Below are 25,765 nucleotides of genomic sequence, written 5' to 3' on the forward strand. Positions count from 1 at the left end.
GGACGCGGCTGCACAAAATTCGAAACCAGCTGAAAACCAGACCACCACACACGGGGGTGCGCAGCAACCTGGCATAAAATTTCAACCAATCAAAAAACAATCGGTATCAACAAACTTGGCACACTATTGAGTTCTCAAACAACAGACACTACCGGCACCACCACCAACCCCACAGGGCCACTGGATCGCTCCGAAGCAACTTTCCAAACTTACCCGAACCGGCCGCTCAAAGCAAACCAAACCCCGGGCCTCCCCCACCAACCAGAAGCGCACAAAAGCACCACCAGAACCGGTAATTTGAAGGGAGTCGGTCGCCATTCGAACCGCATCAGCGGCGGCGACTCGAATAACTTTACACGCGCACCACCCCCACACCAAATCCACCCAAACCCCACCCAAAAACCCCGCAAACACAAGGAAAACCCGGCCAAACAACCACCGAAACCCCCAAAAAGACCCAAAACCCCATCCCGTGAACCCGATCACACCACCCAGCCACGCGCCGTCGAACACCCCACCCAACCCAACCACCGCCGTCGAAACACCCAACGGAACGTGAGCGAGCGACCGCACCAAACCCGGGGAACGTGAGAGAGCGTCGGTACCCGCCCTGGAATTTGGAGCAGTCCCGAAAGCAACAACGCTCCCCCACCGACGAGGTGAGAGAGCGTTGAGGTGAAACGGTTGTTATGTGAGCGAGCGACCGGACCAAACGGTAGGGATGTGAGAGAGGGTTGCGCAGGCAGGGTCAGTGACCGCCGTGGGCGCCGGCACCTTCGGTCTTCCGCATCATGGCGCTGAGTACCACCGCGATTACTGCGATCACCGTCGCGGCCAGGAACGCTGCCTGCATGCCGGCAACAAGTCCGGACGAAGCGGAAACCACGGCGTAAATCGACACAAGCAGTGCGGTGCCGGCTGCACCCGAAACCTGTTGCGCCGTGCTGATGATCGCCGAACCATGCGAGTACAGGTGCGGCGGAAGCGGGTTCAGTCCGGTGGTGAATGCCGGCGTGAACAGCAGCGCCAAGCCAAAACTGAGGGCGACATGGAGGGCAATCACCCAACCGAGCGCACTGCCCTCGTCCAGCCGGGAGAACTGCCACAGCGTCAGGACCATCAGAACGGAGCCGGACAGTGTCAGGGGCAGCGGGCCGACCTTGTCGAAGATCCTGCCGATGACGGGGCCAAGCAGACCCATGGCCAATCCACCGGGCAATAATGCCAGGCCGGTTTCCAATGGCTGCAGGTGCAGGGTGTTCTGCAGGTACAGCGGCAGCAGGATGACTCCGCCGAAAAGGGCCATCATCGCCACCACCATTAGAAGCGTGGATACCGTGAACATGCGGAACTTGAAGGCGCGCAGATCCAGCAGCGGAGCATCGGATTTCTGGAGCTTGAGCTGCCGGAAGACAAACAGGGACAAGCACAGGAGACCAATCACCAGCGCGATCACCGGAACCACACCTGCGTTGGAGCCACCGATCTGGCTGAGCCCATAGACCAGGCCACCGAAGGCCGGGACGGTGAGGATCACAGAGGTCAGGTCCAGAGTGGTCTTCTCCCGCTCACCCACATTGGTCAGGTACTTGGCACCAATCGCGAAAGCGGCCAAGGCAACGGGCAGCACGAATACGAACATGAAACGCCACGAGAAGTGGTCAAGGATGATGCCGGAAACGGTGGGCCCCATGGCCGGTGCCACTGAAATGGCGATGCTCACGTTACCCATGACGGCTCCGCGCCTGGACAGGGGAACCAGGGTAAGTATGGTGGTCATCAGCAACGGCAGCATGATGGCCGTGCCGCCGGCCTGGACGATACGCGCCAGCAGCAGCACCAGGAATCCCGGTGCAAGAGCTGCCAGCAGGGTGCCACCGCTGAAGAGTCCCATGGCCAGCATGAAGGCTCCGCGGGTACTCATGCGCTGCAGGATGAACCCCGTGGTGGGAATGACGACGGCCATGGTGAGCATGAAGCCGGTAGCCAGCCACTGCACCGTGGAGGCACTCACCTGAAGGTCCGTCATCAACCGCTGCAACGCAACGTTCATGATGGTTTCGTTGAGGATCACCACGAAGGTCGCCACCAACAGCGTGACGATGACCGTCACGGACTCGCGGGACATCTTGTCAGAGGCCGGCGCCTGCGGGGCCGCAGGCTGCGGGCCCGACCCCTGGGATACTGGCGCCTGCGCGGACGTTGTCCCTGCTGAGGCGGGTGCTCCGGAAGCGCCGGAGCCGGGCTTTCCGTTTGCGTCGGACGTGACGTCGGTAGACATGAGGGTTCCCCAAAGGTTTGGCTGTGATGTCCGGCGATCAGTGCCGGTGAAGACTAGAACAGTCTAATCGCCCGGCCAATTCCCGTCACCGGAAAAAATCAAACCTTAGGAAAACAATGGTGCATTGTCGATCAGCCGCACGGGGCCTACCTTCGCGGCGATGATCGCCAGCCCTTCGCCCCGGAACGGGGTTTCCTTGCAGTTCTCGGCGAGCGGTTCCAGCGTGGCGGGATCGACGACGTCAAAATAGTCCAGTTCCACGAGCGGCTGGGACTCAACAAGCGCGACGGCGGACTCCAGGTCGAGCGGTTCGTGCGCCTTTGCGCGGGACTCGATGAGGCGCAGGGCCCGCGACAATACGAGGGCGGCCTCGTGCTCCTCGGCTGAAAGGAAGCGGTTCCGGCTGGAAAGGGCCAATCCGTCGTCACTGCGGACAATCGGCACGGGAACGATCTCCACAGGGAAGTTCAGGTCCGAGACCATCCGCTTCACCAGGGCCAACTGCTGCGCGTCCTTCTGCCCAAAGTAAGCCCGGTAGTCCGCCGTCGTGCCGTCCGCTGCAGCACCTCCGGGAAGTCCGTAGTGCAGCAGTTTGGCGACCACGGTGAGCGCGCCGTCGAAATGCCCGGGGCGTGACCCGCCTTCCCACTTTTCGCCCAACGGACCGGACGTGACGCGCACCAACGGCTGCCCGCCCGGATAGACCTCGTCCACCGACGGGGCAAAGACGAGGTCCACGCCTTCGGCATCCAGCAGTGCCATATCGGCATCCAAAGTGCGCGGGTACCGGTCCAGATCCACGGCGTCGCCGAACTGCAGCGGGTTCACGAAGATGGTCGCGACCACAACATCATTCTCAGCCGCTGCCGTCCTGGCCAAGGCAGCATGGCCCTGGTGCAGGGCACCCATCGTGGGGACGAGGCCCTGGGAACTCCCGCGCTTTTCAGCAAGCAGCCGGGCGCTTTCGGCGCGCAACTCCGCCGCGGTGGTCACGAGTTTGATGGCCATGTGGTTCAGTTTCCTTCCGTCGCTTTGGGTTCCGCATCCAAAGCCCCGTCAATATCCGTCAGTTGTTCGGGGCGCAGGAGGCCGCGGTTTCCGGCCCTGCGCGCTGTTGCCCGCGCCATCGCCTGGTAGGCGGCAAGGACGTCGCCGCCGGCACCGGCGTCGTACTCTTTCAATGCCTGGACGTGAGCAGTAACAGTACCCACATCTCCGCGGGCCACCGGCCCGGTCAGCGCGGATTCGCCCGACGCGAGGGCGTTTTCAAGCGTCGCCCGCAGCAGCGGACCCAACATCGACTCAGGACTTTCGACGCCGATCTCCCGCAGCAGCTGCGACGCCTGGGCCACCAGGGTGACCATGTGGTTGGAGCTGTGCGCCAGGGCTGCGTGGTACAGGGTGCGGTCGGCTTCGGCGATGGCGACCGGCTCAGCGCCCATTTCCACCACGAGTGCCTGCGCGATCGGAAGCATGGCGGCGTCCGCGGTGACGCCGAAGGTGCAATCCATGAGGCGGGTCAGGTCCAGGCTCATGCCGGTGAAGGTCATGGCCGGATGCAGGGCCAGCGGAATCGCACCTGCGGCCCGCACCGGGTTGAGAATGCCGACGCCATACCGGCCCGATGTGTGCGCCACGAGTTGCCCCGGCTGCCAGGCACCCAAGGTGGCCAACCCCGTCACAAGTTCTCCGAGCGAGTCATCCGGCACCGCCAACAGCACCAGTTCGGAACGTTCCACGATGTCCTGGATCTCGAGGATCGGGACGCCGGGTAGCAGGTTTTCGGCCCGCTCGCGGCTCGCTTCGGACACGGCGGAAACCCCGACGACGGCGTGCTCGGCCGCGCGCAAAGCCGCGCCCAGGACGGCGCCCACCTTGCCGGCACCGACGATTCCGACTCCGAGTCGTCCTGGCTTAGCCATCCTGTCGGTCCTCCTGGTTGGTGTGTTGGGGTCGGGCTGCTGCCGCAACCTCGGGAGCCTGTGGCGCTACCTGCGCCAGCCACTGCTCACTGGTCTGCCGCTTGCGTGCCTCCCGGGCACGGGCCGCCTGCTGGTCGAACAGTTCCACTGCCTGCGGCACTCCCGCTTGGAACACCCTTGGCATGACTGGACCGGCCGTGGTGTGGAGGACAAGATCGGCCACGCCGAAACGGCGGGCCAGGGGACCTTGCTGCAAGGCCATGGATTGGGTCCGCTGATGCGGAACCACCACCAGGGTGCGCCACCACCGGCCAGACCGGATCAGCAGCGCCGTGCCTGTGGCGAGGAAGCCGTTCCGGCGCCACCCCAGCGGAGCCAGCAGCCAGGCGCGACGTGGCGTCGTGACGAATCCGTCGGACCGGGGAACGCTGCCGGACCGGGGCGCGAGCCCCTCCAAGCCGGCGATGAACACTTCCTCGGGCTGCTCAACGCCAGGGTCCGGCAATACCAAAGACAGCATCCGCAGGGCGTCGGATTTCATGCCCACAGGCAGCAACATGGTACGCGCTGCGCCCTCGCCGGTGCCCGCCGCACCGTAACCGGCCACGTTCACGTGCATGCGATACCAGCCGAAAATCCTCCAGATGGGAGGCTGCCTCACCATCACGGCCTGGATGCGGCCGGGAGGCAACGTCTGCGCCTGCGTATCCAGCAGACCGTAGCGGAGGCGGATGCCGTCCGGGGAGATGGCAGCAGTGAAGTTGTAGCCCTTGTTGAACGCATTCCAATATGAGGCGCCAATGCCAAGAATGGCAGGAATAAGGGCCAGGAAAATCGCGGTGTTATCCAGCAGGACAGACGTGGACACCACAGCTGCGGCTCCGAGAAGGATGCCCACGGTCTGTTCGCTCAGCAACAGGGAACCGAGCAGGCGTCCGGGCGGGACCGATAACACCACGTGTTCGGGCGCTTCCGGGACTTCCTGGGTCGAGCCGGGTTCGCTGACCACACCGGCCGCACGGGCCAGGATGGTGGCGCGCAGCTGCTTGGCCTGCTCCACCGGAAGGTAAGCCAGCCGCACCGCCGACTCCCCGGCGTCGGCCACTTCGAACTTGAGTTCAGCGAGACCGAAAATCCGCGCCAAAAGGGGCTGCACGATGTCGATGGCCTGCACGCGGTCCAGGCGGGCCTGCCGCTGCTGCTTGAACAGGAAGCCGGTGTTCACCCGGACGAAGCCCTCGGCCACCTGGTAACGCGTGAAATACCAGCTGAGGATGAAGCCACCCACCGTCAGCAGCAGCACCACGCCACCTCCAGCCAGCAGCCAAGGGACTCTGCCGCTCAACGCCGGGTCAACAAAGTCCCGGCCCTGCAGCATGCGCTCGAAGGCATCGCGCCCAAAGAAGAAGCCGACGGCGGCCAGGGCCACCCAGCCGCGCACGAAAGGTGAGGCAGGATGGACGCGCTTCCACCCGCCGTCGACGGCCTGGTCCGGCACCACCATCACAGACTCTCCAGGGCTCACAGCCCGGCCAACCTGGCTTCTCCGCGGGCCGAAAGCTGCTCACGCAGGCGGGCGCCTTCCTGCGCCGGAAGCCCAGGGAGATGGGCGTTGGTTCCAGTCGAGGCGGTGTGCAGTTTCAGGGTGCACAGCCCCAGGCTGCGCTCAACAGGCCCGACGGCGACATCGACGTACTGCATCCGGCCATACGGAACCACCATGGTGCGCTGGAAAAAGATGCCACGGCGGATGAGCAGATCATCGTCGCGTTCGGCGTAACCGATGGCCCGTACTTGCCGCGGAATCAGCACCAAGCGCCACAGCGCCAATACCAACATCACTGCGGGGACGGCGATGGCCAGCCAGAGCGGCGGCCAACGCCACCAGCCCAGAAGTACGAACACCAGCGGCAGGCCAAGCACGGCCAGCATCACCAGGTTGCCGATGGCCCACTCCACCAAGCGGACAGTGACGTACTTCGGGGAAACCCGCAGCCACTGGACGCCGGGAGGGTCAATCGCCTCGGTATGCATACTCGCCTTCGCCTTTGGTCTCTCCACGGCGGGTTTCGGGACCGGAAGTGCCGCCTTCGATGTCCTCCGGCGGAATGCGGCAGAAACGCTCCACCACGAGGCCGACAACAATCATCACTACGCCGCCTCCACCCATGAGGAGCGCGTTCCAGAGGATCCCTTCACCGCTGCGAAGGGTGCCGATCCGCAGGAGGTCCACAGCAATTCCGGCATGCCAGCCAAGGAGGAGTGTTCCTGCATACGCGCATGCCTGGGCAAGGATCAGCGTCCGGGCGGCAAGGATCGGATTCAGCAGGTTCTTCTTCTTGCCGTTCCGCCAACGCAGGACCCGCACACCCATGACAAGCGTGAGCCCGGCAATGACGCCCATGGTGACCAGGGCCGACGTCGGCAGGACCGGGGTGGGCATGCTGAAGCGGTTGGTGCTCAACGTCGCCAACCAACCGATGACCGCAGCAATGACCGCGATGAGCACCAAAACCACTGGGCGCATGGCTTTCATGGCTACTCCACCGCCCCTGTCGCCGGAATGCCTGCGACGTCGCCGTAGCCGTCAAACCTGCGGATATCAGGCATGTCAGTTGCGACGGCGGCCAGTTCAGCCACGCTCCGGCCCTCCAGTTGCGCATGCGGTTCCAGAAGCGACCACGGGTACAACACAAACGCCCGTTCGGCTGCCCTGGGGTGCGGGATGGTGAGGACGGGGTCGTCGCTCACAACGTCGCCAAACACGATGATGTCCACGTCCAGCGTCCTGGGACCCCAGCGTACTTCGCGCGTCCGGTGGTGCTTTTCTTCCACATCGTTGCAGTGCTTCAGGAGCTCCATCGGGGTGAGCGTGGTCTCCACCGCCATGACCATGTTCAAAAAATCAGGCTGGCCCTCCGGCCCACCGACCGGCTTGGTCTGAACCACCGGCGAAACCCCCAAAAGGCGGACCTCCGGCGGGTCGACCAGATCCGCGACAGCAGTGGACAGGGTGTCGTTCCGCTCCCCCAGGTTGCTGCCCAACGCCAAAATGGCCTTGGTATAGCCAGACGTCATGACCGCTCCCGGCGGACGCTGACAGTCACATCACCGAACGGCACCTCAATGGGTGCTTTGGGCTTGTGAACGGTGACGTCGACGGCGGACACGTTGTAGTTCTCGAGGATGCCCTCGGCGATCCTCACAGCCAGGCCCTCGATCAGGTTCAAGGGCTCACCCTCGATGTGCTTGGTGATCAGCTCGGCGACGTGGCCATAATGCGCTGTGTACTGCAGATCATCGGTCTCGGCGGCCTTGGTGAAGTCCGTGTGCAGCACGGCATCCACGACGAAGGGCTGGCCGTCCCGGCGCTCGAAATCGAACACTCCGTGATAACCGACGGCGGTGACGCCGGTCAGCGTGATCCTGTCCACAGCTTTATCCAATCAGCGGGCAATACGGGCGGCAACCTTGACGGCGTCAAGGCTGGGACCGACGTCGTGGACGCGGACAGCCCAGGCGCCCTTGGCGGCACTCAACGCCGTGATGGCCGCGGTAGCGGAGTCGCGTTCCAACGGCGCAGCCGACTTGCCGGCCACCGTCAGGAGCGAACCCAGGAAGCGCTTGCGTGAAGCCGCAACCATCACTTTGTGCCCCAAGGTGAAGAGCTGATCCAGGTTTTTCAGCAGCTCCCAGTTCTGGTCCTCGTTCTTGGAGAACCCAATGCCGGGATCGACAATGATCTGCTCCGGAGCAACGCCTGCGGCGTACAGTTTGTCGCGGACGCCGCTGAGCTCAGCCACCACGTCCTCGGTGACGTTGCCGTAATCCGTCAGGCTATCCATGGTTCGGGCGTCCCCACGACGGTGCGTGAGGATGTACGGGACCTTGGTGCGCGCCACGAGCTCCGGCATATCGGGCTCGATGGTCAGGCCGGACACATCATTGATGATGGCGGCTCCGGCCTCAACGGCTGCCGCGGCAGTGGAGGTGTGCATCGTGTCGATGCTGACCAGGGCGCCGGCCTTCACCAGCGCTTGGATCACTGGCAGGACACGGCGCTGTTCTTCTTCGGCGTTTACCGGCTCGGCGCCCGAACGCGTCGACTCGCCGCCGACGTCGATGATGTCCGCGCCTGCGTAGAACATGCGCAGGCCCAGCGCGATTGCCGAGTCAGGCGTGCGGTGATTGCCGCCGTCGCTGAAGGAATCCGGGGTGACGTTGAGGATTCCCATGACGAGCGTGCGGTCCGTTGGCAGGTCCTCGAACCTGGCCGCGGGGCGCGGCTTACGGAGAACCGGCAGCGGGCTTGTGGCCGGGCCGGTTCCGGGTGCTGCAGCGAGGGAGTCCATAATGCTTACCTTCCGATGATGAGGCTCATGGCCTCGGCGCGGGTGGCCGGGTCATGGAGCTGACCGCGCACCGCGCTGGTGACGGTCTTGGCGCCCGGCTTTCGGATGCCGCGCATGGACATGCACATGTGTTCACATTCGACGACGACAATCGCCCCGCGCGGGTTGAGGTGCGTCACCAGCGCCTCCACGATCTGCGTGGTGAGGCGCTCCTGCACCTGCGGCCGGCGCGCGTAGATATCCACCAGCCGGGCCAGCTTGCTGAGGCCGGTCACCTTGCCGTCATGTGACGGAATATAACCAACGTGGGCCACTCCGTGGAACGGCACAAGGTGGTGTTCGCACGTGGAGTAGAAGGGGATGTCCTTCACCAGGACAAGCTCTTCGTGGTCGAGGTCGAACGTGGTGGACAGGACATCAGCAGGGTGCTGGTGGAGCCCGGCGAAGACCTCTGCGTAGGCTTTGGCCACGCGCTTTGGCGTGTCCTGGAGGCCGCCGCGGTCAGGGTCTTCGCCAATGGCCAGAAGGATTTCCCGGACAGCCGCTTCGATGCGCGGGCGGTCCACTTTGGAGTGGGCCTTGGAGCCCGCGGCGGAACCGTGGGCGGCGGCGAGGTCGTCGTCGTCGAAATGAGTCACAGCAGAAAGCTTAGCCGTGATGCGGGTGGTCGTTGCTGCCGTCGGGCTGCGGGGCCTGGAAGGAATCCTGGCTGCTGACACCCTGCGCGTGGGGCGCCACGGCGTCCAGCGGCTCGTCCAAACGGGCCTTCTTGGCTTCCTCCTGGGCTTCCCGCTCCGCCTTTTCGGCGCGGGTTTCCACCGGCGGAATCGACTGGACCGGCCGGGATTCCTTGGACAGCCAGATCTCGCGGAAGTCGCGCTTGCGGATGTCGTGGAAGATCTCGGCGATCTCGGCCTGGTTCAGGGTTTCCCGCTCCAGGAGTTCCAGTGCCAGACGGTCCAGGATGTCCCGGTTTTCCGTCAGGATGGCATATGCCTCGTCGTGGGCCTGGTCGATCAGGCGACGAACTTCCTCGTCCACGACGTACGCGATCTGGTCCGAGAAGTTCCGCTCCTGGGCAGCGTCGCGTCCAAGGAACGGCTCACCGCCGCCTTGTCCCAGCTTCACGGCACCAACGCGTTCGCTCATGCCGTACTGGGTGACCATCTTGCGGGCCGTGGAGGTGGCCTTCTCGATGTCGTTGGACGCACCCGTGGAGGGATCGTGGAAGACGATTTCCTCGGCAACGCGGCCACCCATGGCGTAGGCCATCTGGTCCAGCAGTTCGTTGCGGGTGACCGAGTACTTGTCATCCTCGGGGATCACCATGGTGTAACCGAGGGCACGGCCGCGGGGAAGGATGGTGATCTTGGTGACCGGGGCGGAGTTCCGCAGCGCTGCTGCCACCAGCGCGTGGCCACCTTCGTGGTACGCGGTAATCTTGCGCTCGAGTTCCTTCATCACGCGGCTGCGCTTCTGGGGGCCGGCCATGACGCGGTCAATGGCCTCGTCCAGCGCACGGTCGTCGATGAGGTTGGCATTTGAACGTGCAGTCAGCAGCGCGGCCTCGTTCAGGACGTTGGCCAGGTCAGCGCCGGTGTAACCGGGCGTCTTCTTGGCAACAGCCCTGAGGTCGATGCCCTGCGCCATCGGCTTGCCCTTGGCGTGGACGTTCAGAATCTGCTCGCGGCCAACCATGTCCGGCGCTTCCACGGTGATCTGGCGGTCGAAGCGGCCCGGCCGCAACAGTGCGGGGTCCAGGACGTCAGGACGGTTTGTGGCCGCAATCAGGATGACGTTGGTCTTGACGTCAAAGCCGTCCATCTCCACGAGGAGCTGGTTCAGGGTCTGCTCGCGCTCGTCGTTTCCGCCACCGATGCCGGCACCACGGTGACGGCCGACGGCGTCGATCTCATCCACGAAGATGATGGCAGGAGAACTTGCCTTGGCCTGCTCGAAGAGGTCGCGGACGCGGGAGGCACCAACGCCGACGAACATCTCGACGAAGTCGGAGCCCGAGATGGAGAAGAACGGAACACCGGCTTCACCGGCTACGGCGCGGGCAAGAAGGGTCTTACCGGTACCTGGAGGGCCGTAGAGCAGCACACCCTTGGGGATCTTCGCGCCAACAGCCTGGAACTTGGCCGGTTCCTGGAGGAACTCCTTGATTTCCTGGAGCTCTTCCACGGCTTCGTCAGCACCGGCAACATCAGCGAAGGTCACTTGGGGCATGTCCTTGTTGACCAGCTTGGCCTTGGACTTGCCGAACTGCATGACCTTGGAGCCGCCACCCTGCATGCGGGAGAGGAGGAACCAGAAGAGCACACCCAGCAGCAGCACGGGGATGAGGAGCGAGAACAGGCCGGAGAACCAGTTGTTCTCTACGGGCTGGTCAGTGAATCCCTTGTCCGGATTGGCGTTGGTGACAGCCTTGACGACGTCGGGACCACGGTCCGTGACGTAGAAGAACTGGACGTTCTTGCCCTTGTCCTGTCCGTCCAGGTTGAGGTTGTCCTTGAGCACCAGGTCGACGCGGTTCTCGGCGTCGAAAATCTTGGCCTGCTCCACCTTGCCGCTCTGGGAAAGGAGTTCGAGGCCATCCTTGGTGTCAATGCGTGTGGAACCGCCCGGAGCCAGTGTTGCGAATGCCACCAGGAGCAAGCCAACGACGACAACAATCCAGATGCCCGGGCCCTTGAAGAAACTCTTAGCTTTCATCTGATCGGGGTTTTGCCCCGTCCCTCCTGGTAGTGCTGCAAGGCGCAACTTCTGCGCGCGAGTGGTGCTGCTTCGGTTTCAAGCTATACACCGTTCCCAGTAATTCACGCACTGGAAAGTCCAAAAGTTCCCTCTGGGCGTACACAGGATACTCGCGGCGGGCTCGTGGGGACAGGGTTGTTGGGCGGGTTTCCGGGGCGTGGCTGTTGGTCCGCCTTGCAGGAGCGCGCACCCCTTTGCGCCAATCGCACCCGTAACCACTGGCGCGAACCGCGGCAAGGGGCGCGGAGATAGTGAACGAAGGGCGCGATTGGCGGAAAAGGCCGCGGTGGTGGTTTTCCACATAGACCAAGCTGTAGCTTTCGGCCCGGGACGACTGGGGGAAGCGTAGGACCCATGGTCCGACAAGAACTCATACTCGCCACGGATGCGACTCGTATTGGACAAGACCCACGCCAACTCGCCAAGCGTGCCAAACGCGGCGAGCTTGTCCGCGTCCGACGAGGCACTTATGTCCGGGCGGCTTACTGGGCGGGGCTCAACAACCGTCAGCGGCACGGGCTCCACGCAGCGGCGCTGGTCAACACGGCAAGGCTAACGCCCATTTTCAACCTGCAAACGGCGGCACTCCTCTGGGGGCTCGGCGTAGTGGGTGTTCCAAAGCACCTTTGCACCGTCACTGAGGATCCCACAGGTGGCCGATCAAAACACGGGATCCGGAGAAGCTTCGGATCCCGTGACGTCGCTGTTGCCAGGCTCGGCGACTTCCAGGTCACTGACAAAGTGCGCACGACGGCGGAGCTGGCTGCCACCCTGAATTTTGCCGAGGCATTGGCGGTTGTGGACTCCAGCCGACGGGAATCAGCGCGGGGCAAAGCTCCCGACGTCGACGATTGGGACAAGGAGCGGGCCTGGGGTCAGCCGTCGAACGTTGACGAACTTGCTGACGGTATGGCTGTGCTCACGAGTCAGTCACGACGGCGTCGGGCCAGCACGGTCCTGGAATTGTCCACAGACAAGTCGGAGTCTGTGGGGGAATCCATGAGCCGGGCCCGGATGATCTTGCTCAACTTCCCCGTCCCCACTCTTCAAGGCTCTTTTACGTTGCGGAACGGACGAACAGCACGCACGGATTTCTGGTGGCCGGAACTCGACCTAGTGGGGGAATTTGATGGCAACGGCAAGTACCTGAGGACCAAACTGCGGGGAAACCAGACCATCCAGCAGGCAGTCATGGCGGAAAAGGCCCGCGAAAATGGTCTGCGGGCTCTGGGCTTGACCGTCATCCGGTGGGGCTGGGCAGAGATGATGGACCCCCGCGTGTTTGCGCGCATATTGAACGACGGCGGTCTCACGTCCTTGCGTCTTGCCTGACAAGGATTCTCGGGACTGCGGCCCACCGCAACTCAGCGCCTGTCAGACCAAGTTGCGGTTGGGTTGCGCCGGACTTCGGTTATCTCAAGCCGAAGCAACAGGCAGCACCAACAAGTAGCCAGCCGGCAAGCCGCTGCTCCATCGTCGGGGTTCCCGGATCACGAACTGCGTCGCCAGCTGCTCGGGAGTGACCAGGCTGTTGGGCTCGGGAGATGCACCCCATTGGCCGCTTCCGTAAGGGTAGAGCGGATCCAGGACGTGAATCCCGGTTACCTTGAAGTCCGGGAACACTCCGGGATCACCCATGGACCCAAATCCGCTCATGACCCAAGCGTGGCGGCCGCTCCACATGACCAGGCCCACCGGCCTCCCGGTACTGGCGATGGCTCCTGCCGCTGTTTGCAGGGCTGTCTCATAGTTGGCGACGCTCACTACGGTGTAGGGCCCCATCCCGGATTCGGTCAGCACCTGCGCCCAGCCGAACGGGTTGGCACCATTGAACGAGTCGGAGGACCTGGCCCTGGCCATCTCCCATAACTCACCCTGCTGCGCAGGATCAGCCCACGAAGCCCCACCCGTGTCGTCAATGAGGTTATGGGCCATCTGAATGCTCGCAGCAACGCACCAATCAAAGGTGTACTGGGGTACGAAGTCGCCCGTTTGGTACAGGTTTAGGGCAAATGGCTGGGGCGAGGCAGGGGGTGCCGGCACAGGCGGGGGCACAGGTTGTGGCTCTGCAGAAGTTTGTGTGGCACCAGGGGCTGGGATCGTGGCACCCCCGCCTGCGGTTGGCCCGTGGGACGACGTCGCCACTGGTTGACCACCGTCGGTACCGGGAAGGTCGACGGCGGGCGTGCAGGCCGTGAGCAGAGTCGCCATGACGGCAAGCCATGTCAAAACACGGGCAGAAGCACCGGTCATGGCTTAGTTTAGCCCCGGCGGATGGAGAGATGGCAGGTTCAGCAAGCCCCTGGTTGCAACCACACGCGCCCGGCGCACCCGTTAAGCAGCAACGCCGCACCCTCACCCGCCAAACGCACCAGTTGTTACGGGTGCAAACGGCGGAAAGGGGCGCGGGGCACAAGCTAGCCCCGGCAAGTGGAGCAGCGGCAGGACCGGCCAAGCCAAGATGAACGGCCCACGCCATTCGCACGCGTTGGGCACCAACGCCGCACCACTTCCCGCCGGGCGCACCCGTTAAGCAGCAACGCCGCACCCTCACCCGCCAAACGCACCAGAGGTTACGGGTGCAAACGGCGGAAAGGGGCGCGGCGAAGCGAAAGAGCGAGAGGCTTACTCGTAAACGTGCGGAGCCAGGGTGCCTACGAAGTCGAGGTTGCGGTACTTCTCGGCGTAGTCCAGGCCGTAGCCAACAACGAATTCGTTGGGGATGTCATAGCCGACGTACTTGACGTCGATTTCGACCTTGGCGGCAGTCGGCTTGCGGAAGGCCGTGCAGATCTCCACGCTGGCAGTGCCGCGCGATTCCAGGTTGGACTTCAGCCAGGAGAGGGTGAGGCCGGAATCGATGATGTCCTCGACGATCAGGACGTCCTTGCCCATGAGGTCGGTGTCGAGGTCCTTGAGGATCCGGACCACACCGGAGGACTGGGTGCCCGAGCCGTAGGACGAGACAGCCATCCAGTCCATGCTGACGTGGCTGTGCAGCGCACGGGCCAGGTCAGCCATGACCATGACCGCACCCTTCAGCACGCCGACAATGAGGATGTCGCGGCCCTCGTAGTCCTTGTCGATCTGCGCCGCGAGTTCCGCGATACGCGTTTGGATCTGCTCTTTGGTGTAAAGAACGTGCTTGAGATCTGCCTGGACGTCGTTTGAATCCACCAATGGCTCCTGTTTTGATGCTCGGGTGCGGCTACTGCTGGGACGGTTTCTGATGCCGGAATACTAGCTTCCCACAGCGTGCGGCTTCGCGGGGAACGGCATTGGCCGAATCGCCAGAGGATCCGCCGGTCGCAATTGGCTGTTCCTGGGCCAGATCGCTGAGGGACAGGCGGGAAACACTGACGTGTCCGGGCAACTGCACGGGTCCCGCCGACCCTTGCCGGCGAAGCAGCGCTTCCGCCGCCTGGAGGCGCCCGTAACCGGGCTGTTGACCGCCGACGTCGGCCGCGGCCTTCGCGATGACCCGGAACCTCAGCGCTGCGGGCAGCCCGCGGACGGCGTCCTCCGGCAACCAGGCAACGCCTTCCTCCCGCTGGACCAGTGAGAGATACGTCTCGTTGGCCAAATCTTCGAGAAAATCCGCGTCCTGTTGAAGAATGGCCGCTGTCCTGGCCAGGGATTCAGCCACCCCTGGCCCAAGTTTTTCTTCGAGGACGGGCATGACTTCCACGCGTGTCCTGGACCGGGCAAAGGCGGGATCGGAGTTGCTCGGATCATGCCAGGGATCCAGTTCCTCGACCTCGCAGATCTCCACGGTTTCTTGACGACGGAGGCCCAAGAACGGCCTGAGCAGGCGTCCGCGGACAGGCCGCATGCCAGCAAGGGAACGCGTTCCTGAGCCGCGGGCCAATCCAAGCAGCACCTGTTCGGCCTGGTCATCGAGGGTATGGCCGAGGAGGATCGCCTGGCACCCAAGATCATCGGCAGCCGACTCCAGCGCCGCATGGCGGGCGTCGCGGGCAGCAGCTTCCGGCCCGAAACCCGTGGAAGCAACGTCAACGGTGCGCACTTCCACCGGTGAAAGTCCCAGATCGCGCAGGACGGAGGCGGTCTTGGCAGCAACTTCCGCCGAGCCGTCCTGCAGCTGATGATCCACCACGACGCCGGCCACCGACACCGGATGCCCGTCCACGTGGCCCCGGCGTCCGAAGTAGGCGGCAACTGCTGCGAGCGCCAGTGAATCCGGCCCACCACTGCACGCAACGAGCACCCTTGAGGGGTAACCTGAAGTGGCCAGGGCGTTCTGCAACTGTTTCCGCGCTTTGCCGACGACGGGCGCCAAACGGCCAGGCCGTCGTCGTCCCTTACCTGCCGGATCAACACCGGAACCGGCGGGAAGGCTCAAAGGCCCATCCGTTCAAGCCACAGCCGGGAGTTGTGGATTTCTTCTTCGGTGGGCAGGTATTCCGCTGATTCCCAGACCCTGTTGAAGCCCTCCATACCGGCCACGGCAACGACTTCGCGGACGAATTTGGCGCCGTCGGTGTACTGGCGCATCTTGGCGTCCAGTCCCAGAACGCTGCGGATGAACTTCTCCACCACGCCGCGGTCCTTGCCGCGGTCGTTGAAGCGCTGGCGGATGGTCTTCACGGACGGAACGATGCTGGAATCCACAGCGTCCATCACTACGTTGGCGTGGCCCTCCAGGAGGCTCATGACCGCGGTGATGTGGGAAAGGGACGCCTTTTCCTCGGGGTTCTGGAGGAGATCCAGAATGGCGCCGCGGCCAGGGGTTTTTTCCGAAGGATTCCGGTCCCGCAAAGACTTGGCCACCGCGCCGGCCCGCTCAACCAGCGAATCCATGTTGCCCAGCAGGTTGCCGCTGAGTTTTTCGATTTCTTCGAGCATGTGGTGCCGCAGCCACGGTGCTGCCGCAAACTGCACACGGTGGGTTTGCTCGTGCAGGCAGACCCAGAGCCGGAAGTCGTCCGGGTGGACGTTGAGCTCGCGTTCCACGGAGATGATGTTGGGTGCCACCAGGAGGAGCCGGCCTCCCGGGGGAACGTTGGAGTTGGGGGCAAGGGCCGCGAAGGGATCGTACTGGCCCAGGACCTTGCTGGACAGGAAGGCAAGGACAGCGCCCAGTTGGGTCCCCGTGATGGCACCGCTTGCTGCAGCGGCCGCCGGGCTCATGGCACTCCCGCCGCGGCTTTCGAGCATCTTCGCCAACGCAGGCTGGAGCATCACCGAGAAGCTCTGGGTGTTGGCCTTGGACCACGAGGCCCGATCCACCACCAGGACGTGGGAATCGCGCAGGTCCCTTGCGGCATCCAGTCCGGTGATGTCGTGCACGTGCGGAACCGAGACATCGGCGTTGAAGCGCAGGTTCTCTACCGCCTTGCCGATCTCCCCGGCGCTCAGTTCAGGGCCGGGAGGAGCAAGCCGGGCAGCCGTAGCGGCGGCCAGATCCCAATTGATCAGGGACTGGGCCCCTGCTGACGATTCGCGTGCAGATGACACCATACGGTCCATCACACCACACGTGGCTGACAGTGAACCTTAAGTTCGCTCCACGCGGAGCACTTCGCGGTGCCCTCCGTGGTGCCCTCCGAGGCGCCCATTGTGCACGCCGGGAAGACTCAACCCCGGCAGCCGCAGGATGCCAGCCCGGACGCGGAACGGTCCATGGCTGCCTTGTTGCCGGCCGCGCCCGGGTCCAGGCCGTTGCCGATGAACGAAAACACCAACAGCCGGCCGTCCGCGTCCACCACATAGCCGCTCAAGGCAATCACGGTGTTGAGCGTTCCTGTCTTGGCGCGTACCAGCCCGGCGCCTCCGGCGGTGCTGGCATCTCCGTACCTGTCGTTAAGGGTTCCGGTGAGTCCCGCAACGGGAAAACCGTCCAAAGCTGCCCGCAGTGCAGGATCGGAACCGGTGGTGATGGCCCGGACGACGTCGGCAAACTGCCGGGCACTGACCTGGTTCTCCAACGCCAGGCCCGAAACATCGGCCAACAGCATCGAATCGGTGGCGATCCCCAACTCTCCCAGCCGTTGCCGCACGGCTGACGTGGCGCCGTCGTACGTGGTTTCCTTGCCGCTGGCAGCAGCGGTCATCCGCCCCAGTGCCTCCGCCAGGAAGTTGTCGGAGGTCTGCAGCATGAGGTCCACTTGCTCGCTGACCGTGGCCGACTCCGCGGTGGCAAACACTTTGGCGGGGAGGCCCTTGCCGCGCTCGACGCCGGGACTCACCACGACGCCGGCCGCCGCCAACTGCTCGGCGAACGCTTGGGCGGTGGTCATGGCGGAGTCCTGCGGCCGGGGGCCCGTCTCAACGCCGGGTGAGTAGCGGCCCGAGTTCATGGCCAGCGAATACAAGGGAGCGGTCTCGCCGGCTGCGACGTCGTCCAGGCTCCAGGCCGGGTTCAGCGCCGGGCCGGCGAAAAGGGAGTCATCCACCTGGACAGTGATGGGACCCTGCACGCCGCTGGAAGCCAAAGCTGCCGCGGTTTCCTTGGCCAGGGAAGCGAGGCCCGCGTGCCCAAGAACGTCCGCGCGGTCAGAGGCGGAAGCCCCCAGCAGCACGTCACCGCCGCCAGTCAAGACCACGGTGGAGGGCTTGTCGGAGCCGAGCACCCTGGTGGTGAAACGCGATTCGGGACCCAGCGCCTTCAGCGCGGCAACGGCCGTCAGCAGTTTCATGTTCGACGCAGGGATGCGGTTGGAGTTGGCGTCGCGGTCAAACAGGAGTTGCCCCGTGACCGCATCCAGGACCACGCCACTGATACTGCCTGATCCGTCAGGTGTGAGGGTGCCGTCAAGGAGCCGTGCCACTTCAGCCGCTACGGGGACGGGCGCTTTGGGATCCAGGGGCAGGAGAACACTGGAAGCAGACAATTGCGCAGGTTCCTGCTGCCAGGAAGGGGTTGATGGCGCTGGCTTGGGCATGCTCAGCAGTCCGGGCACCATTCCGGAGGCCACGACAGCGGCCACGCACAGCAAAACCACGGCCAACAGGAACGGCCACGCCAAGCGCCCCCACGCCGTGGATACCCTCTTGCGGGCGCCCCCGTTTTTAACGCCCATCATGGAAGTTGATTGGTCCTGTCAGTCCTGAAATGTCCCCGCCGGTTCAAGAAACCCGGGTCTCTCGCTATATCCTCAATAGTAGTCGGCGGCACCGGCTGTACTTTTGCCTGCCGCCAGCCCCGGGCCAAGCAGCCTGCCACCCGTGGCGGCCGCTTCTGCGGAGCGACGCCCCACCCACCCGTCAAGGAGCATTCCATGAAGCACGACGTGACCATCGAGATCCCCAAGGGATCGCGCGTCAAGTACGAAGTTGACCACGAAACCGGCCGTGTCCGCCTGGACCGCGTCCTGTTCACCTCCATGCAGTACCCCACGCACTACGGCTTCTTCGAGAACACGCTGGGTGAAGATGGCGACCCCCTGGACGCACTGGTGCTCCTGCAGGACTTCGACCTCCACCCGGGTGTCATCGTTGAGTCCCGCCCCATCGGCGTCTTCAACATGACCGACGACGGCGGCGGAGACGCCAAGGTCCTCTGCGTTCCGGTTGACGCCCGCTTCGACCACATTCAGGAAGTCAGCGATGTCAGCGAATTCCTGATCAAGGAAATCGAGCACTTCTTCACCCGCTACAAGGACCTCGAGCCTGGCAAATGGGTCAAGGCTGAAGGCTGGGGCGACCGCGCTGCCGCCGAAGCCGAGCTGGAAGCTTCCATCAAGCGCTTCTCGGCAGAAGGCCACTGATCTCCCCAGCTGAGTGACGACGGCGGGTGGTGCGGTTCCCAGCGAACCCCACCACCCGCCGTCGTGCTTTTAATGGGCATGTCTCCCCATCGCGGCAGCACCGGTGTCCGCCTAGGCTGGGACGAGACTTTTCATTGCTTGCACACAGGGGGTTCCACATGGCCGGGTTCTACGGCGCGGACATCGCGCAGCTTCGCAGTCTGGCCGGCGTGATGGGCAAGGCCGCCGACGCCATCAGCCTGCAAAGTACGCAACTGTCCAACGCGATCAATTCCGCCACCGCTTGGCAGGGCCGCGATGCCACCGTTTTCAAGGGCGATTGGAACAGCCAGCACCGGCAGAGCCTGGTCAAGGCCGCCAACATGCTGCGGGAGAACGCCAGCCAGCTGAAGAAGCACGCAAACCAGCAGGAGTTTGCCAGCCACAACGACGGATCGGGCTCGTCGGTCGGTGTGCTGAAGGACGTTTATGACACTGCCATTGGCGCGAAGGGTGTGGGTGCGCCCCTGTGGACAGCCTTCAAGTACCTGCTGCCGGTCAAGCCGGATGCAGCCGGAGATGTCATCCCGCGGCATCTTCGCTACGGCCAGACCAAGGAGATCCTGACCAACTGGCGCGCTGGCGGCACGGTGCTCCGGGACGGCATTACGGCCTTGCGCAACGGCGAAAAGGTCACCGACGTTATTACCGACCTCAAAGCCAACATCCCGTACAGCACCGCCTTCCAGGAGGCGAGCAAGTTCTCCAAGGGGCTTCGCATCGCAGGTGCCGTGGCCGCCCCGTTGAACATCGTGAGTGGCATCGGCGACATGATCAGCCCGGAGCACGAGGGCTGGCGGGGCGCCGGCGACCGCGTGGCCGGCGGCCTTTCCGTGGTGGGCGGCGTGGGCAGCATCATGCTCATGACTGCCGGCGGAGCGGCCCTCCTGGGACCGATCGGCGCGCCGATCGTCATTGGTGCCGGGCTCGTGGCCGGCGCCTGGGCCTTGGGCAACCTGGTGGCCGACAACTGGGACTCCATCTCCAACTTCGCGCGCAACCCCGGCAGTTACATTGCCGACGGCGCCAAGGAAGTGGGCAATTTCGCCAAGGATGTAGGCAGTAAGGTGGCAGACGGAGTCAGTAACGCCGCCAAGTCGGTCGGAAACTTTGTCGGAGGGATATTCGGATGACAACGAGCACCATGAAATGGACCCAACGGGATGTTGAGGCCGCGGCCAAGGTGTTGGCGTCGGCCAGTGCCATCGGAGCCCCCCTGCCCACGCTGACCGACGAAGAAGTTGTGGCATTGGACGGCGTCCAGCACGAACAACTGGTGGCGTTGCCTTGGCTTTCAACCCAGGAAGCCAACAAAGAAGTCCTGTGCGCTGTTGCCCTGCGGGGACTGCTCGCGAAGGAACTCGTGTACCCGGTGGTCTTTGAAGGCGAAAAGGAACCTTCCCGGCTGCACGCCACCGACGAAATCACCGGCGCCCTGACCCTTCGCCGCAGCGGCAAGAATGTGGTCTCCGTGGAACGCACTGTCTCCACGGGCAAGCGCTGGCTGTACGGCTACGTCCATGACGAAGGCGTCCTGCTGGAGGAAGTCGATGAAGGTGGCCTTCACGGTTTCACCGTTGTCACGCGGGACCAGTTGGTGCCCCGCCTGGCCGAATTCGTGGACCCTGAGCAGGTGGCCGCACGCGATACGGACCCGGCGGTGTACAGCGAAGCGGAGTTCGAGGCCCATGCAGCCACTGCCCTGGCCGACACCCAGGCGGCAAGCAACGTTGTTGCCTTCAATTCCGACACCAACGAGTTCCCCACCGTGACCGTCTACACCGGACCCTCGGGAGTCCACGTCCTGACGCCGCGGGTGGAAGATTCGTCCGACGCCGGCCTGCCGGAGCAGGGTGAAGCTGTTTCGTTCGAGTTGAAGGAAACCTCGTCTCCTTCCCTGGCCCGCATCCTGGGTGGCTTGGCCGGACTGGCCTGAGCCTCCGCACCCCAGCCGCATCCCGCCGTCGAACCGAAAGCCCAACATGAGCACCTCGAAGCCCACGACCCTGACCGGCATGGTGGACCCCCTCAACGGCCGCCCGGTACGCCGCCACCCTGATACCGGCGCGTACTTCGTCAAGGCTTCGGGAGCGGCCCACTTCTGGGGCCGCGTGCTGGATGCGGTCGTGTTCCTGGTGGGCTACGTCATCCTGGCAGCGATCGCTGCAGTCCTGCGCGAGTCCATGATGAGCAGCGGCTCGGCGCTGGGATACAACGACGGTTTTTGGCTCGCCCTCTACGGTGTCCTTTGGTTTGTTGGCCTGTACGTCTACGGCATGATCTGGGGCACGGCGGGCAGTGTTGGCGACGCTGCTGCGGGCATGCGCTCCGTACGGATCAAAAACGGCACGACGGCGGGAGCCTGGTTGGGCGGGTGGCGCGCCATCTGCTGGTCGTTCTTCCCGTTCTTCGTGGTCATGGTCATTGCCGCGGCCCTCAGCGGCGGCGGAGATGACACCTGGGACCCGAAGTTCGCGGCCGTGGACCGCCGTTCGGGCATTGCCAAGGGGCAGCAACCCATCCCGGACCCCAAGGCTGTTGCGGCGGAGCAAGCCGCTGCGGCCCAACAGCAGAACCTGCCCAACCTCTACGGCCAGCACCCGGATGCGCGGCCTTAACTGACCGCCGTTCTGTGCGGAACGGGCACCGCAGGAACTCCTGTTACGCATCAAGTAACAGGTGAAAATTCCACTTGCAGAGCAGCTACCAGCCGGTAGCATGTGATCCACGATGTTCACTCTCACCATCAACCAACGCGACAGCCGTCGCGACGGAGATCGTGTGCCGCAGTTGCTCAAGGACCTGCGGCACATTCCCGCGCGCCTGGATTTCGACCGGTCGGTTGAGGATGAGGTGCAGGGCATCGTCGAATCCAGCCATCAAGCCGTGGAGAGCGCCCTCATCGCGCTCCGGTCCGGCCAGTGGTATGTCGGGATCGGCGTCGGACCTATTAACGAGCCGCTGCCCAACCTGGTGAAGGACGCTTCGGGCCATGGGTTGGTGTACGCCCGCCGGGCAGTGGACAGGCTGCGGAGCAGCAACGACCGGATCCCCGTCGCGGTGGATGGCCCCTTGGCCGCGCTTGCTTCCGAGGCTGAAGCCGTGCTGCGCCTACTCGGACATATTGTCCTGGACCGTAGTGTCGCGGAGTGGCGGGTGATCGACCTGCTCACGCCGGGTGTCAGGGGCCAGCAAAAGGCAGTAGCCCAGGAATTGGGAATCAGCACACAGGCGGTGAGCAAAGCGTTGGCCCGTGCGCAGTGGGCCGAGGAGCATGCAGCGCGCCCGGCCGCTGCACGGCTGCTCCAAATGATCCTCGAGGTTTGCTGACCGCCCCCCAAACACAGCAAACCCAACTGGGGGACAGCAAACGTCGCAATAAGGGTTCAATGCGACAAGTGCTGTCCCCTAGTTGGGTAAGAGGGGTGGCTTACTGGTTGCTGATGTTGTCCTTGGCCGTGCTGGCACGGTCCTGGACGTCGGCAGCTGCTGCCTGGCCTTCGTCCTTGACGTTGGAGGCAGCCTCAGTGGCGGTCTCCTTGACGTTCTGCACCGCTTCCTGCGCCGGCTCGCGCAGGTGCTCGGCAACTTCCTGTGCTGCGTGGCTGAGCTCTTCGGTCAACGGCTGGGCCGCTTCCTTAAGCGCCTGGGCAGCTTCGCGCTCCTTGTCCGACGGCGGGATCAGAGCCGAGACCAACAGTCCTGCACCAAAGGCGATCAGGCCGGCAGCGATCGGGCTGCCCTGCGCCTTGCGGGCAATAACCTGCGGCGCATCGCCAATGTCCGATACGACGCCGGACACGGTATCGTGCGCCTGATGGGCCGCGTTGCCGGCGCGGTCCTGGACGTCGTCGCGGGCACCGAAGACGGCCGTCTTGATCTTGTCGACGCGGCGGTTGACGATGTGCGAGGGCGTGACCTTGTCGGCCACGGCATCCACGTTGGTGCTAAGCCGCCGGCGGGTTTCTTCGATATCGGCGCGCAGGGCGTCGGGGTTCTGCGTCATCGTGTCTCCTCGGTGTTCGGTTTCAAAGCGGGGGGTATTTCCTTGACAGTCTCAGCGGTTCGCGGCAAGCCCTTGATGGCATTGAGTTCCTTGCGGCCCATGACGGCCAGGACTGCCGCGATGATTCCCCAGATGACCGCAACGATCACGGCGGACCAGCCGAGGCCAACCAGCTGGCCCAGTGCCCACCAGAGGGCGATGGACAGGAACAGCACGGTGATGTGGCCGGCCCACGCGGCGCCGGCCATCATGCCGGCGCCCTTTCCTGCTTTGGTGGCGGATTCCTTGAGTTCCACCTTGGCCAGCTCCACTTCCTGGCGCATCAACGTTGAGACGTCGCGCGTCAGGTCGCTCAGCAGTTCCCCAAGGGGAAGGGTTTCCGCCTTTACGTGGGCCTCTGTGGGAGGCAGGTCGGCGGGACTGCTCATCGGTGACCTCCGTACTGGGGGTCGTCCGGATCAAGGGGTCCTGCCAGAGGATCGCCCTGGGCCTTGACTCCGCCGGCGTCAGTTTCGGGGTACGGCTGGGTGGAACCGTCGTAGCCACCGGTGGTTCCGGCGTCGTATCCGGTCGTATCTGCGCCGTATGCGGTGGCTGCAGCACCCGTGGTTGCTGTTCCATAGCCGGCCGTGGTGGTGGTCGGTCCCGGGAGGTCAACTGGCGGAGGCGTCACTGCGCCGCCCTGTGCCGGGTAACCCTGCGTGGGGTAGTACGCGGCGCGGGGAGTCCCCGAAGCGGTGCCGTCGGTGCCGCCCGTGGATCCACCAGCGGGTGAGTTGTCGGCCATCCCCCGGCCAAGACGGCCGGCGAGGACGCCAGCGCCGGCGGCCAGCAACAGGAACGTCCCCGGCTTGCGGCGGGCGAAGCCCTTGACCTCATCAAGCAGTGAACCCGGATCCCGGCCTTCCAGCCACTGGGCCACAGCGGAGGAACGCTGGGCTGCCTGCTGGACCAGGTCCGTGGCAACTCCGCCGTCCTGGCTCGAGTTGGCCATGGTGTGCAGTTCGTCGGAGATGGACCGCAGGCCTTCGGCAACGCGCTGTTGCTGCACCTGGGCCTGATCGGTCAATTCACCCTTGGTCTGGGTGAGCAGTTGGCGCGCATTCACCTTGACTTCGCGGGCCACGTGGCTGGCCTCGGACTTTGCAGTGTCGACAACACCACCGGCGGCATCAGATACGGTTTCTGCAACACCCGCAGCTTCTTCCTTGGCGGTGTCCACCTTGCCGGAGCCCGCAGAGCCGGTTCCCGAACCGGTAGTGGTTCCACCGATTCCAGTGGTTCCGGCGGTCTGGGTATCAACGTCCGAATCGAGGTAGTTTCCGGCGAAGGGTTCGGTGCCTGCATGGGCACCAGTGGTTGGTGCCGCGAAGCTTCCGTCCTGCGGCGATTGGCTCTCAGTCATTGTCGCTCTCTTTCCACAGTTGGCAGGCTGCGGACAGCAGCCGGGATAGTAAGTATCGTTACTATCAATGGGTGAGTACCCGGTTGTCCTGGTTCTAATCACACCTTTTTTCGAAAAATGTGAGGCCCCCAAAACGGGCGACCGCGGCTCGACACAGCACGGCATACCTGCAAACGTAGATGCCATGAGCCAACTGCCCTCAAGGCGACGGCTGATTCCCGCGCTTCGTAAAACTGTGACCCGCCACCGCCTGCTCTTCGCTGCCAAGACAGCCGTGGCAGCGGGACTGGCCTGGTACCTTGCACCCTTCATGCCTGGCCCGGCCGCCGAGTATCCGTACTATGCGCCGCTGGGTGCCCTGGTCAGCATGCACCCCACGGTGGCGGACTCCGCAAGGCACGGGCTCCAGAGCTTGGCAGGCCTGGTCCTGGGGATCGGCATGGCCTTCGCCATCACCACCGTTGCTGCACCCACGGCGCTGGCGGTGGCCGTGGTGGTGGGACTTGGCGTGCTGATCGGCGGCCTTCCACGGCTGGGAAGCGCCTCCGAATGGATCCCCATGGCTGCACTGTTCGTTTTGGTGCTGGGCGACTCGAATACGGAAGGATTTTCCTTCGCCTACGTTCTCCAGATGGCCCTGGGAGTTACGGTGGGCTTCGCCATCAACTGGCTGGTCTTCCCGCCGCTGCACCTGGACGACATCGACCCTGCCATCGCGGGCCACCAAGGCGCCTTGTCCCGTCAGCTCAAGGACATGGCGCAAGCCATGGATGAGTCATGGCCGCCCAACCACGAAGCCTGGGCCAGCCGCAGCGACGAACTGTCCATGACCGCGGCGGCCGTGCGGACAGCGGTGCATCAAGCGGAACTAAGCGCCAAAGCGAACCCCAGGTCCCGTCGTCGTGCCACCCGCCTGCCGTCGGACCTTGCAGGATTGCGGACCCTTGAACGGCTGACTTTCCACGTCCAGGACATCACCGACGTCCTGGCCAGCGCCATCTGGGAAGAAGGCGCCGGGACCGTCATCCCGGATACCGCGATCAAGCCACTCTCCGACGCACTGGATTCCGTGGCCGCCGTGGTGGACCACTGGCGCGACGCCGGTTCCGGGGAACTCGCCAACAGCCTGGCACACGCCAAGGACAGCATTGCCGCTCTCAGCGACGCCGTGGCTGAAGCCGCCGCCCAACAATCCCCGGTGAACGCGCCGGCCTCAGTGGCCATGAGCCTGCGCCGGATCCTGACAGTGGTGATGAGTGCGGAGTAGGCC

General features: G+C 64.2%; 26 protein-coding genes. 7 read left to right on the forward strand and 19 right to left on the reverse strand.

Annotation, left to right across the window (positions count from 1 at the left end; translation table 11 throughout):
• Window positions 1–748: 748 nt before the first annotated feature.
• The 11 genes from ACFVSI_RS03085 to ftsH all read right to left on the reverse strand — a co-directional run bounded on the left by ACFVSI_RS03085 (window position 749) and on the right by ftsH (window position 11,273).
• Window positions 749–2,281 carry a DHA2 family efflux MFS transporter permease subunit gene (locus tag ACFVSI_RS03085; protein ID WP_387819736.1) on the reverse strand — a complete coding sequence of 511 codons (1,533 nt, stop codon included), beginning with the start codon at window positions 2,279–2,281 and terminating at the stop codon, window positions 749–751.
• Window positions 2,282–2,386: 105 nt separating this feature from the next.
• Entirely contained in the window at window positions 2,387–3,289 is a 903-nt protein-coding gene (gene panC, locus ACFVSI_RS03090) for a pantoate--beta-alanine ligase (RefSeq protein WP_387819738.1), read from the reverse strand.
• Between the two features lie 5 nt (window positions 3,290–3,294).
• Window positions 3,295–4,203: a Rossmann-like and DUF2520 domain-containing protein gene (locus tag ACFVSI_RS03095; RefSeq protein ID WP_387819740.1), complete on the reverse strand. Its 909-nt coding sequence runs from the start codon at window positions 4,201–4,203 to the stop codon at window positions 3,295–3,297.
• Complete coding sequence (locus ACFVSI_RS03100; protein WP_387820209.1) at window positions 4,196–5,707, reverse strand: PH domain-containing protein; 1,512 nt, start codon at window positions 5,705–5,707, stop codon at window positions 4,196–4,198. Before ACFVSI_RS03100 ends, ACFVSI_RS03095 begins: the two co-directional genes overlap by 8 nt.
• A gap of 17 nt (window positions 5,708–5,724) precedes the next feature.
• The gene (locus tag ACFVSI_RS03105; protein ID WP_387819741.1) at window positions 5,725–6,237 is read right to left on the reverse strand and encodes a PH domain-containing protein; all 513 of its coding nucleotides are present in this window, start codon (window positions 6,235–6,237) and stop codon (window positions 5,725–5,727) included.
• A complete protein-coding gene (locus ACFVSI_RS03110) occupies window positions 6,218–6,739 on the reverse strand; it encodes a DUF3180 domain-containing protein (RefSeq protein WP_387819743.1) in 522 nt (173 codons plus the stop codon). The genes ACFVSI_RS03105 and ACFVSI_RS03110 overlap by 20 nt, the downstream gene beginning before the upstream one ends.
• A 2-nt stretch (window positions 6,740–6,741) precedes the next feature.
• Window positions 6,742–7,281 carry a 2-amino-4-hydroxy-6-hydroxymethyldihydropteridine diphosphokinase gene (gene folK / locus ACFVSI_RS03115; protein ID WP_387819745.1) on the reverse strand — a complete coding sequence of 180 codons (540 nt, stop codon included), beginning with the start codon at window positions 7,279–7,281 and terminating at the stop codon, window positions 6,742–6,744.
• Window positions 7,278–7,637, reverse strand: coding sequence for a dihydroneopterin aldolase (folB, locus tag ACFVSI_RS03120; RefSeq protein ID WP_387819746.1), 360 nt, complete (start codon window positions 7,635–7,637; stop codon window positions 7,278–7,280). The genes folK and folB overlap by 4 nt, the downstream gene beginning before the upstream one ends.
• Before the next feature lie 12 nt (window positions 7,638–7,649).
• Complete coding sequence (folP, locus tag ACFVSI_RS03125) at window positions 7,650–8,555, reverse strand: dihydropteroate synthase (protein WP_387819747.1); 906 nt, start codon at window positions 8,553–8,555, stop codon at window positions 7,650–7,652.
• A 5-nt stretch (window positions 8,556–8,560) separates the two neighbouring features.
• Window positions 8,561–9,193: a GTP cyclohydrolase I FolE gene (gene folE, locus ACFVSI_RS03130; RefSeq protein WP_387819749.1), complete on the reverse strand. Its 633-nt coding sequence runs from the start codon at window positions 9,191–9,193 to the stop codon at window positions 8,561–8,563.
• 10 nt (window positions 9,194–9,203) lie between these two features.
• Window positions 9,204–11,273: an ATP-dependent zinc metalloprotease FtsH gene (gene ftsH, locus ACFVSI_RS03135; protein WP_387819750.1), complete on the reverse strand. Its 2,070-nt coding sequence runs from the start codon at window positions 11,271–11,273 to the stop codon at window positions 9,204–9,206.
• Window positions 11,274–11,669: 396 nt separating this feature from the next.
• Here ftsH and ACFVSI_RS03140 point away from each other — a divergent pair, with 396 nt between their 5' ends.
• Complete coding sequence (locus tag ACFVSI_RS03140; protein ID WP_387819752.1) at window positions 11,670–12,647, forward strand: hypothetical protein; 978 nt, start codon at window positions 11,670–11,672, stop codon at window positions 12,645–12,647.
• 84 nt (window positions 12,648–12,731) lie between these two features.
• Here the strand turns inward: ACFVSI_RS03140 and ACFVSI_RS03145 are convergent, their stop codons facing one another.
• The 5 genes from ACFVSI_RS03145 to dacB form a co-directional block, all read right to left on the reverse strand.
• Entirely contained in the window at window positions 12,732–13,250 is a 519-nt protein-coding gene (locus tag ACFVSI_RS03145) for a hypothetical protein (protein ID WP_387819753.1), read from the reverse strand.
• A gap of 690 nt (window positions 13,251–13,940) precedes the next feature.
• Complete coding sequence (gene hpt / locus ACFVSI_RS03150) at window positions 13,941–14,492, reverse strand: hypoxanthine phosphoribosyltransferase (RefSeq protein ID WP_011772910.1); 552 nt, start codon at window positions 14,490–14,492, stop codon at window positions 13,941–13,943.
• Between the two features lie 31 nt (window positions 14,493–14,523).
• Window positions 14,524–15,582, reverse strand: coding sequence for a tRNA lysidine(34) synthetase TilS (gene tilS, locus ACFVSI_RS03155; protein ID WP_387820211.1), 1,059 nt, complete (start codon window positions 15,580–15,582; stop codon window positions 14,524–14,526).
• Between the two features lie 92 nt (window positions 15,583–15,674).
• Window positions 15,675–16,796, reverse strand: a complete 1,122-nt coding sequence (locus ACFVSI_RS03160; protein ID WP_377550849.1) for a zinc-dependent metalloprotease — start codon at window positions 16,794–16,796, stop codon at window positions 15,675–15,677.
• A gap of 116 nt (window positions 16,797–16,912) precedes the next feature.
• On the reverse strand, window positions 16,913–18,358 hold the full coding sequence (gene dacB / locus ACFVSI_RS03165; RefSeq protein WP_387819755.1) for a D-alanyl-D-alanine carboxypeptidase/D-alanyl-D-alanine-endopeptidase: 1,446 nt from the start codon (window positions 18,356–18,358) through the stop codon (window positions 16,913–16,915).
• Between the two features lie 198 nt (window positions 18,359–18,556).
• Here dacB and ACFVSI_RS03170 point away from each other — a divergent pair, with 198 nt between their 5' ends.
• The 5 genes from ACFVSI_RS03170 (at window position 18,557) to ACFVSI_RS03190 (ending at window position 22,414) form a co-directional block, all read left to right on the forward strand.
• Window positions 18,557–19,045 (forward strand): inorganic diphosphatase, encoded by a 489-nt coding sequence (locus ACFVSI_RS03170; protein WP_144663396.1) that lies wholly within the window; start codon window positions 18,557–18,559, stop codon window positions 19,043–19,045.
• A 158-nt stretch (window positions 19,046–19,203) separates the two neighbouring features.
• Entirely contained in the window at window positions 19,204–20,217 is a 1,014-nt protein-coding gene (locus ACFVSI_RS03175) for a hypothetical protein (protein WP_387819757.1), read from the forward strand.
• On the forward strand, window positions 20,214–21,020 hold the full coding sequence (locus ACFVSI_RS03180; protein ID WP_387819759.1) for a hypothetical protein: 807 nt from the start codon (window positions 20,214–20,216) through the stop codon (window positions 21,018–21,020). Before ACFVSI_RS03175 ends, ACFVSI_RS03180 begins: the two co-directional genes overlap by 4 nt.
• Before the next feature lie 46 nt (window positions 21,021–21,066).
• The gene (locus tag ACFVSI_RS03185; RefSeq protein WP_387819761.1) at window positions 21,067–21,702 is read left to right on the forward strand and encodes a hypothetical protein; all 636 of its coding nucleotides are present in this window, start codon (window positions 21,067–21,069) and stop codon (window positions 21,700–21,702) included.
• 112 nt (window positions 21,703–21,814) lie between these two features.
• Window positions 21,815–22,414 carry a hypothetical protein gene (locus tag ACFVSI_RS03190; RefSeq protein WP_387819762.1) on the forward strand — a complete coding sequence of 200 codons (600 nt, stop codon included), beginning with the start codon at window positions 21,815–21,817 and terminating at the stop codon, window positions 22,412–22,414.
• A 100-nt stretch (window positions 22,415–22,514) separates the two neighbouring features.
• Here ACFVSI_RS03190 and ACFVSI_RS03195 read toward each other — a convergent pair whose 3' ends face one another.
• The 3 genes from ACFVSI_RS03195 to ACFVSI_RS03205 are packed head-to-tail and all read right to left on the reverse strand — an operon-like array spanning window position 22,515 to window position 24,495.
• Window positions 22,515–23,090 (reverse strand): DUF3618 domain-containing protein, encoded by a 576-nt coding sequence (locus ACFVSI_RS03195; protein ID WP_387819763.1) that lies wholly within the window; start codon window positions 23,088–23,090, stop codon window positions 22,515–22,517.
• Complete coding sequence (locus ACFVSI_RS03200; protein WP_387819765.1) at window positions 23,087–23,518, reverse strand: phage holin family protein; 432 nt, start codon at window positions 23,516–23,518, stop codon at window positions 23,087–23,089. Before ACFVSI_RS03200 ends, ACFVSI_RS03195 begins: the two co-directional genes overlap by 4 nt.
• On the reverse strand, window positions 23,515–24,495 hold the full coding sequence (locus tag ACFVSI_RS03205; RefSeq protein WP_387819767.1) for a hypothetical protein: 981 nt from the start codon (window positions 24,493–24,495) through the stop codon (window positions 23,515–23,517). Before ACFVSI_RS03205 ends, ACFVSI_RS03200 begins: the two co-directional genes overlap by 4 nt.
• 184 nt (window positions 24,496–24,679) lie before the next feature.
• Between ACFVSI_RS03205 and ACFVSI_RS03210 the strand changes: the two genes are divergently transcribed.
• On the forward strand, window positions 24,680–25,762 hold the full coding sequence (locus ACFVSI_RS03210; RefSeq protein ID WP_387819769.1) for an aromatic acid exporter family protein: 1,083 nt from the start codon (window positions 24,680–24,682) through the stop codon (window positions 25,760–25,762).
• Window positions 25,763–25,765: the final 3 nt, after the last annotated feature.

Origin of the sequence: Paenarthrobacter sp. NPDC057981, from assembly GCF_042886835.1 — a bacterium.
Lineage (GTDB): Bacteria > Actinomycetota > Actinomycetes > Actinomycetales > Micrococcaceae > Arthrobacter.

What these genes read in the sequence shown, in the direction of transcription:
- panC (WP_387819738.1), bottom strand. Translation starts at nt 3,289, where the DNA reads ATGGCCATCAAACTCGTGACCACCGCGGCGGAGTTGCGCGCCGAAAGC.
- ACFVSI_RS03095 (WP_387819740.1), bottom strand. Translation starts at nt 4,203, where the DNA reads ATGGCTAAGCCAGGACGACTCGGAGTCGGAATCGTCGGTGCCGGCAAG.
- folP (WP_387819747.1), bottom strand. Translation starts at nt 8,555, where the DNA reads ATGGACTCCCTCGCTGCAGCACCCGGAACCGGCCCGGCCACAAGCCCG.
- ACFVSI_RS03195 (WP_387819763.1), bottom strand. Translation starts at nt 23,090, where the DNA reads ATGACGCAGAACCCCGACGCCCTGCGCGCCGATATCGAAGAAACCCGC.
- ACFVSI_RS03180 (WP_387819759.1), top strand. Translation starts at nt 20,214, where the DNA reads ATGACAACGAGCACCATGAAATGGACCCAACGGGATGTTGAGGCCGCG.
- ACFVSI_RS03085 (WP_387819736.1), bottom strand. Translation starts at nt 2,281, where the DNA reads ATGTCTACCGACGTCACGTCCGACGCAAACGGAAAGCCCGGCTCCGGC.
- ACFVSI_RS03200 (WP_387819765.1), bottom strand. Translation starts at nt 23,518, where the DNA reads ATGAGCAGTCCCGCCGACCTGCCTCCCACAGAGGCCCACGTAAAGGCG.
- folK (WP_387819745.1), bottom strand. Translation starts at nt 7,281, where the DNA reads ATGACGTCTGGCTATACCAAGGCCATTTTGGCGTTGGGCAGCAACCTG.
- ACFVSI_RS03100 (WP_387820209.1), bottom strand. Translation starts at nt 5,707, where the DNA reads ATGGTGGTGCCGGACCAGGCCGTCGACGGCGGGTGGAAGCGCGTCCAT.
- ACFVSI_RS03175 (WP_387819757.1), top strand. Translation starts at nt 19,204, where the DNA reads ATGGCCGGGTTCTACGGCGCGGACATCGCGCAGCTTCGCAGTCTGGCC.
- dacB (WP_387819755.1), bottom strand. Translation starts at nt 18,358, where the DNA reads ATGGGCGTTAAAAACGGGGGCGCCCGCAAGAGGGTATCCACGGCGTGG.
- ACFVSI_RS03145 (WP_387819753.1), bottom strand. Translation starts at nt 13,250, where the DNA reads ATGGCCCATAACCTCATTGACGACACGGGTGGGGCTTCGTGGGCTGAT.
- ACFVSI_RS03110 (WP_387819743.1), bottom strand. Translation starts at nt 6,739, where the DNA reads ATGAAAGCCATGCGCCCAGTGGTTTTGGTGCTCATCGCGGTCATTGCT.
- ACFVSI_RS03140 (WP_387819752.1), top strand. Translation starts at nt 11,670, where the DNA reads ATGGTCCGACAAGAACTCATACTCGCCACGGATGCGACTCGTATTGGA.
- ftsH (WP_387819750.1), bottom strand. Translation starts at nt 11,273, where the DNA reads ATGAAAGCTAAGAGTTTCTTCAAGGGCCCGGGCATCTGGATTGTTGTC.
- ACFVSI_RS03105 (WP_387819741.1), bottom strand. Translation starts at nt 6,237, where the DNA reads ATGCATACCGAGGCGATTGACCCTCCCGGCGTCCAGTGGCTGCGGGTT.
- ACFVSI_RS03185 (WP_387819761.1), top strand. Translation starts at nt 21,067, where the DNA reads ATGAGCACCTCGAAGCCCACGACCCTGACCGGCATGGTGGACCCCCTC.
- ACFVSI_RS03190 (WP_387819762.1), top strand. Translation starts at nt 21,815, where the DNA reads ATGTTCACTCTCACCATCAACCAACGCGACAGCCGTCGCGACGGAGAT.
- ACFVSI_RS03205 (WP_387819767.1), bottom strand. Translation starts at nt 24,495, where the DNA reads ATGACTGAGAGCCAATCGCCGCAGGACGGAAGCTTCGCGGCACCAACC.
- ACFVSI_RS03160 (WP_377550849.1), bottom strand. Translation starts at nt 16,796, where the DNA reads ATGGTGTCATCTGCACGCGAATCGTCAGCAGGGGCCCAGTCCCTGATC.
- ACFVSI_RS03210 (WP_387819769.1), top strand. Translation starts at nt 24,680, where the DNA reads ATGAGCCAACTGCCCTCAAGGCGACGGCTGATTCCCGCGCTTCGTAAA.
- ACFVSI_RS03170 (WP_144663396.1), top strand. Translation starts at nt 18,557, where the DNA reads ATGAAGCACGACGTGACCATCGAGATCCCCAAGGGATCGCGCGTCAAG.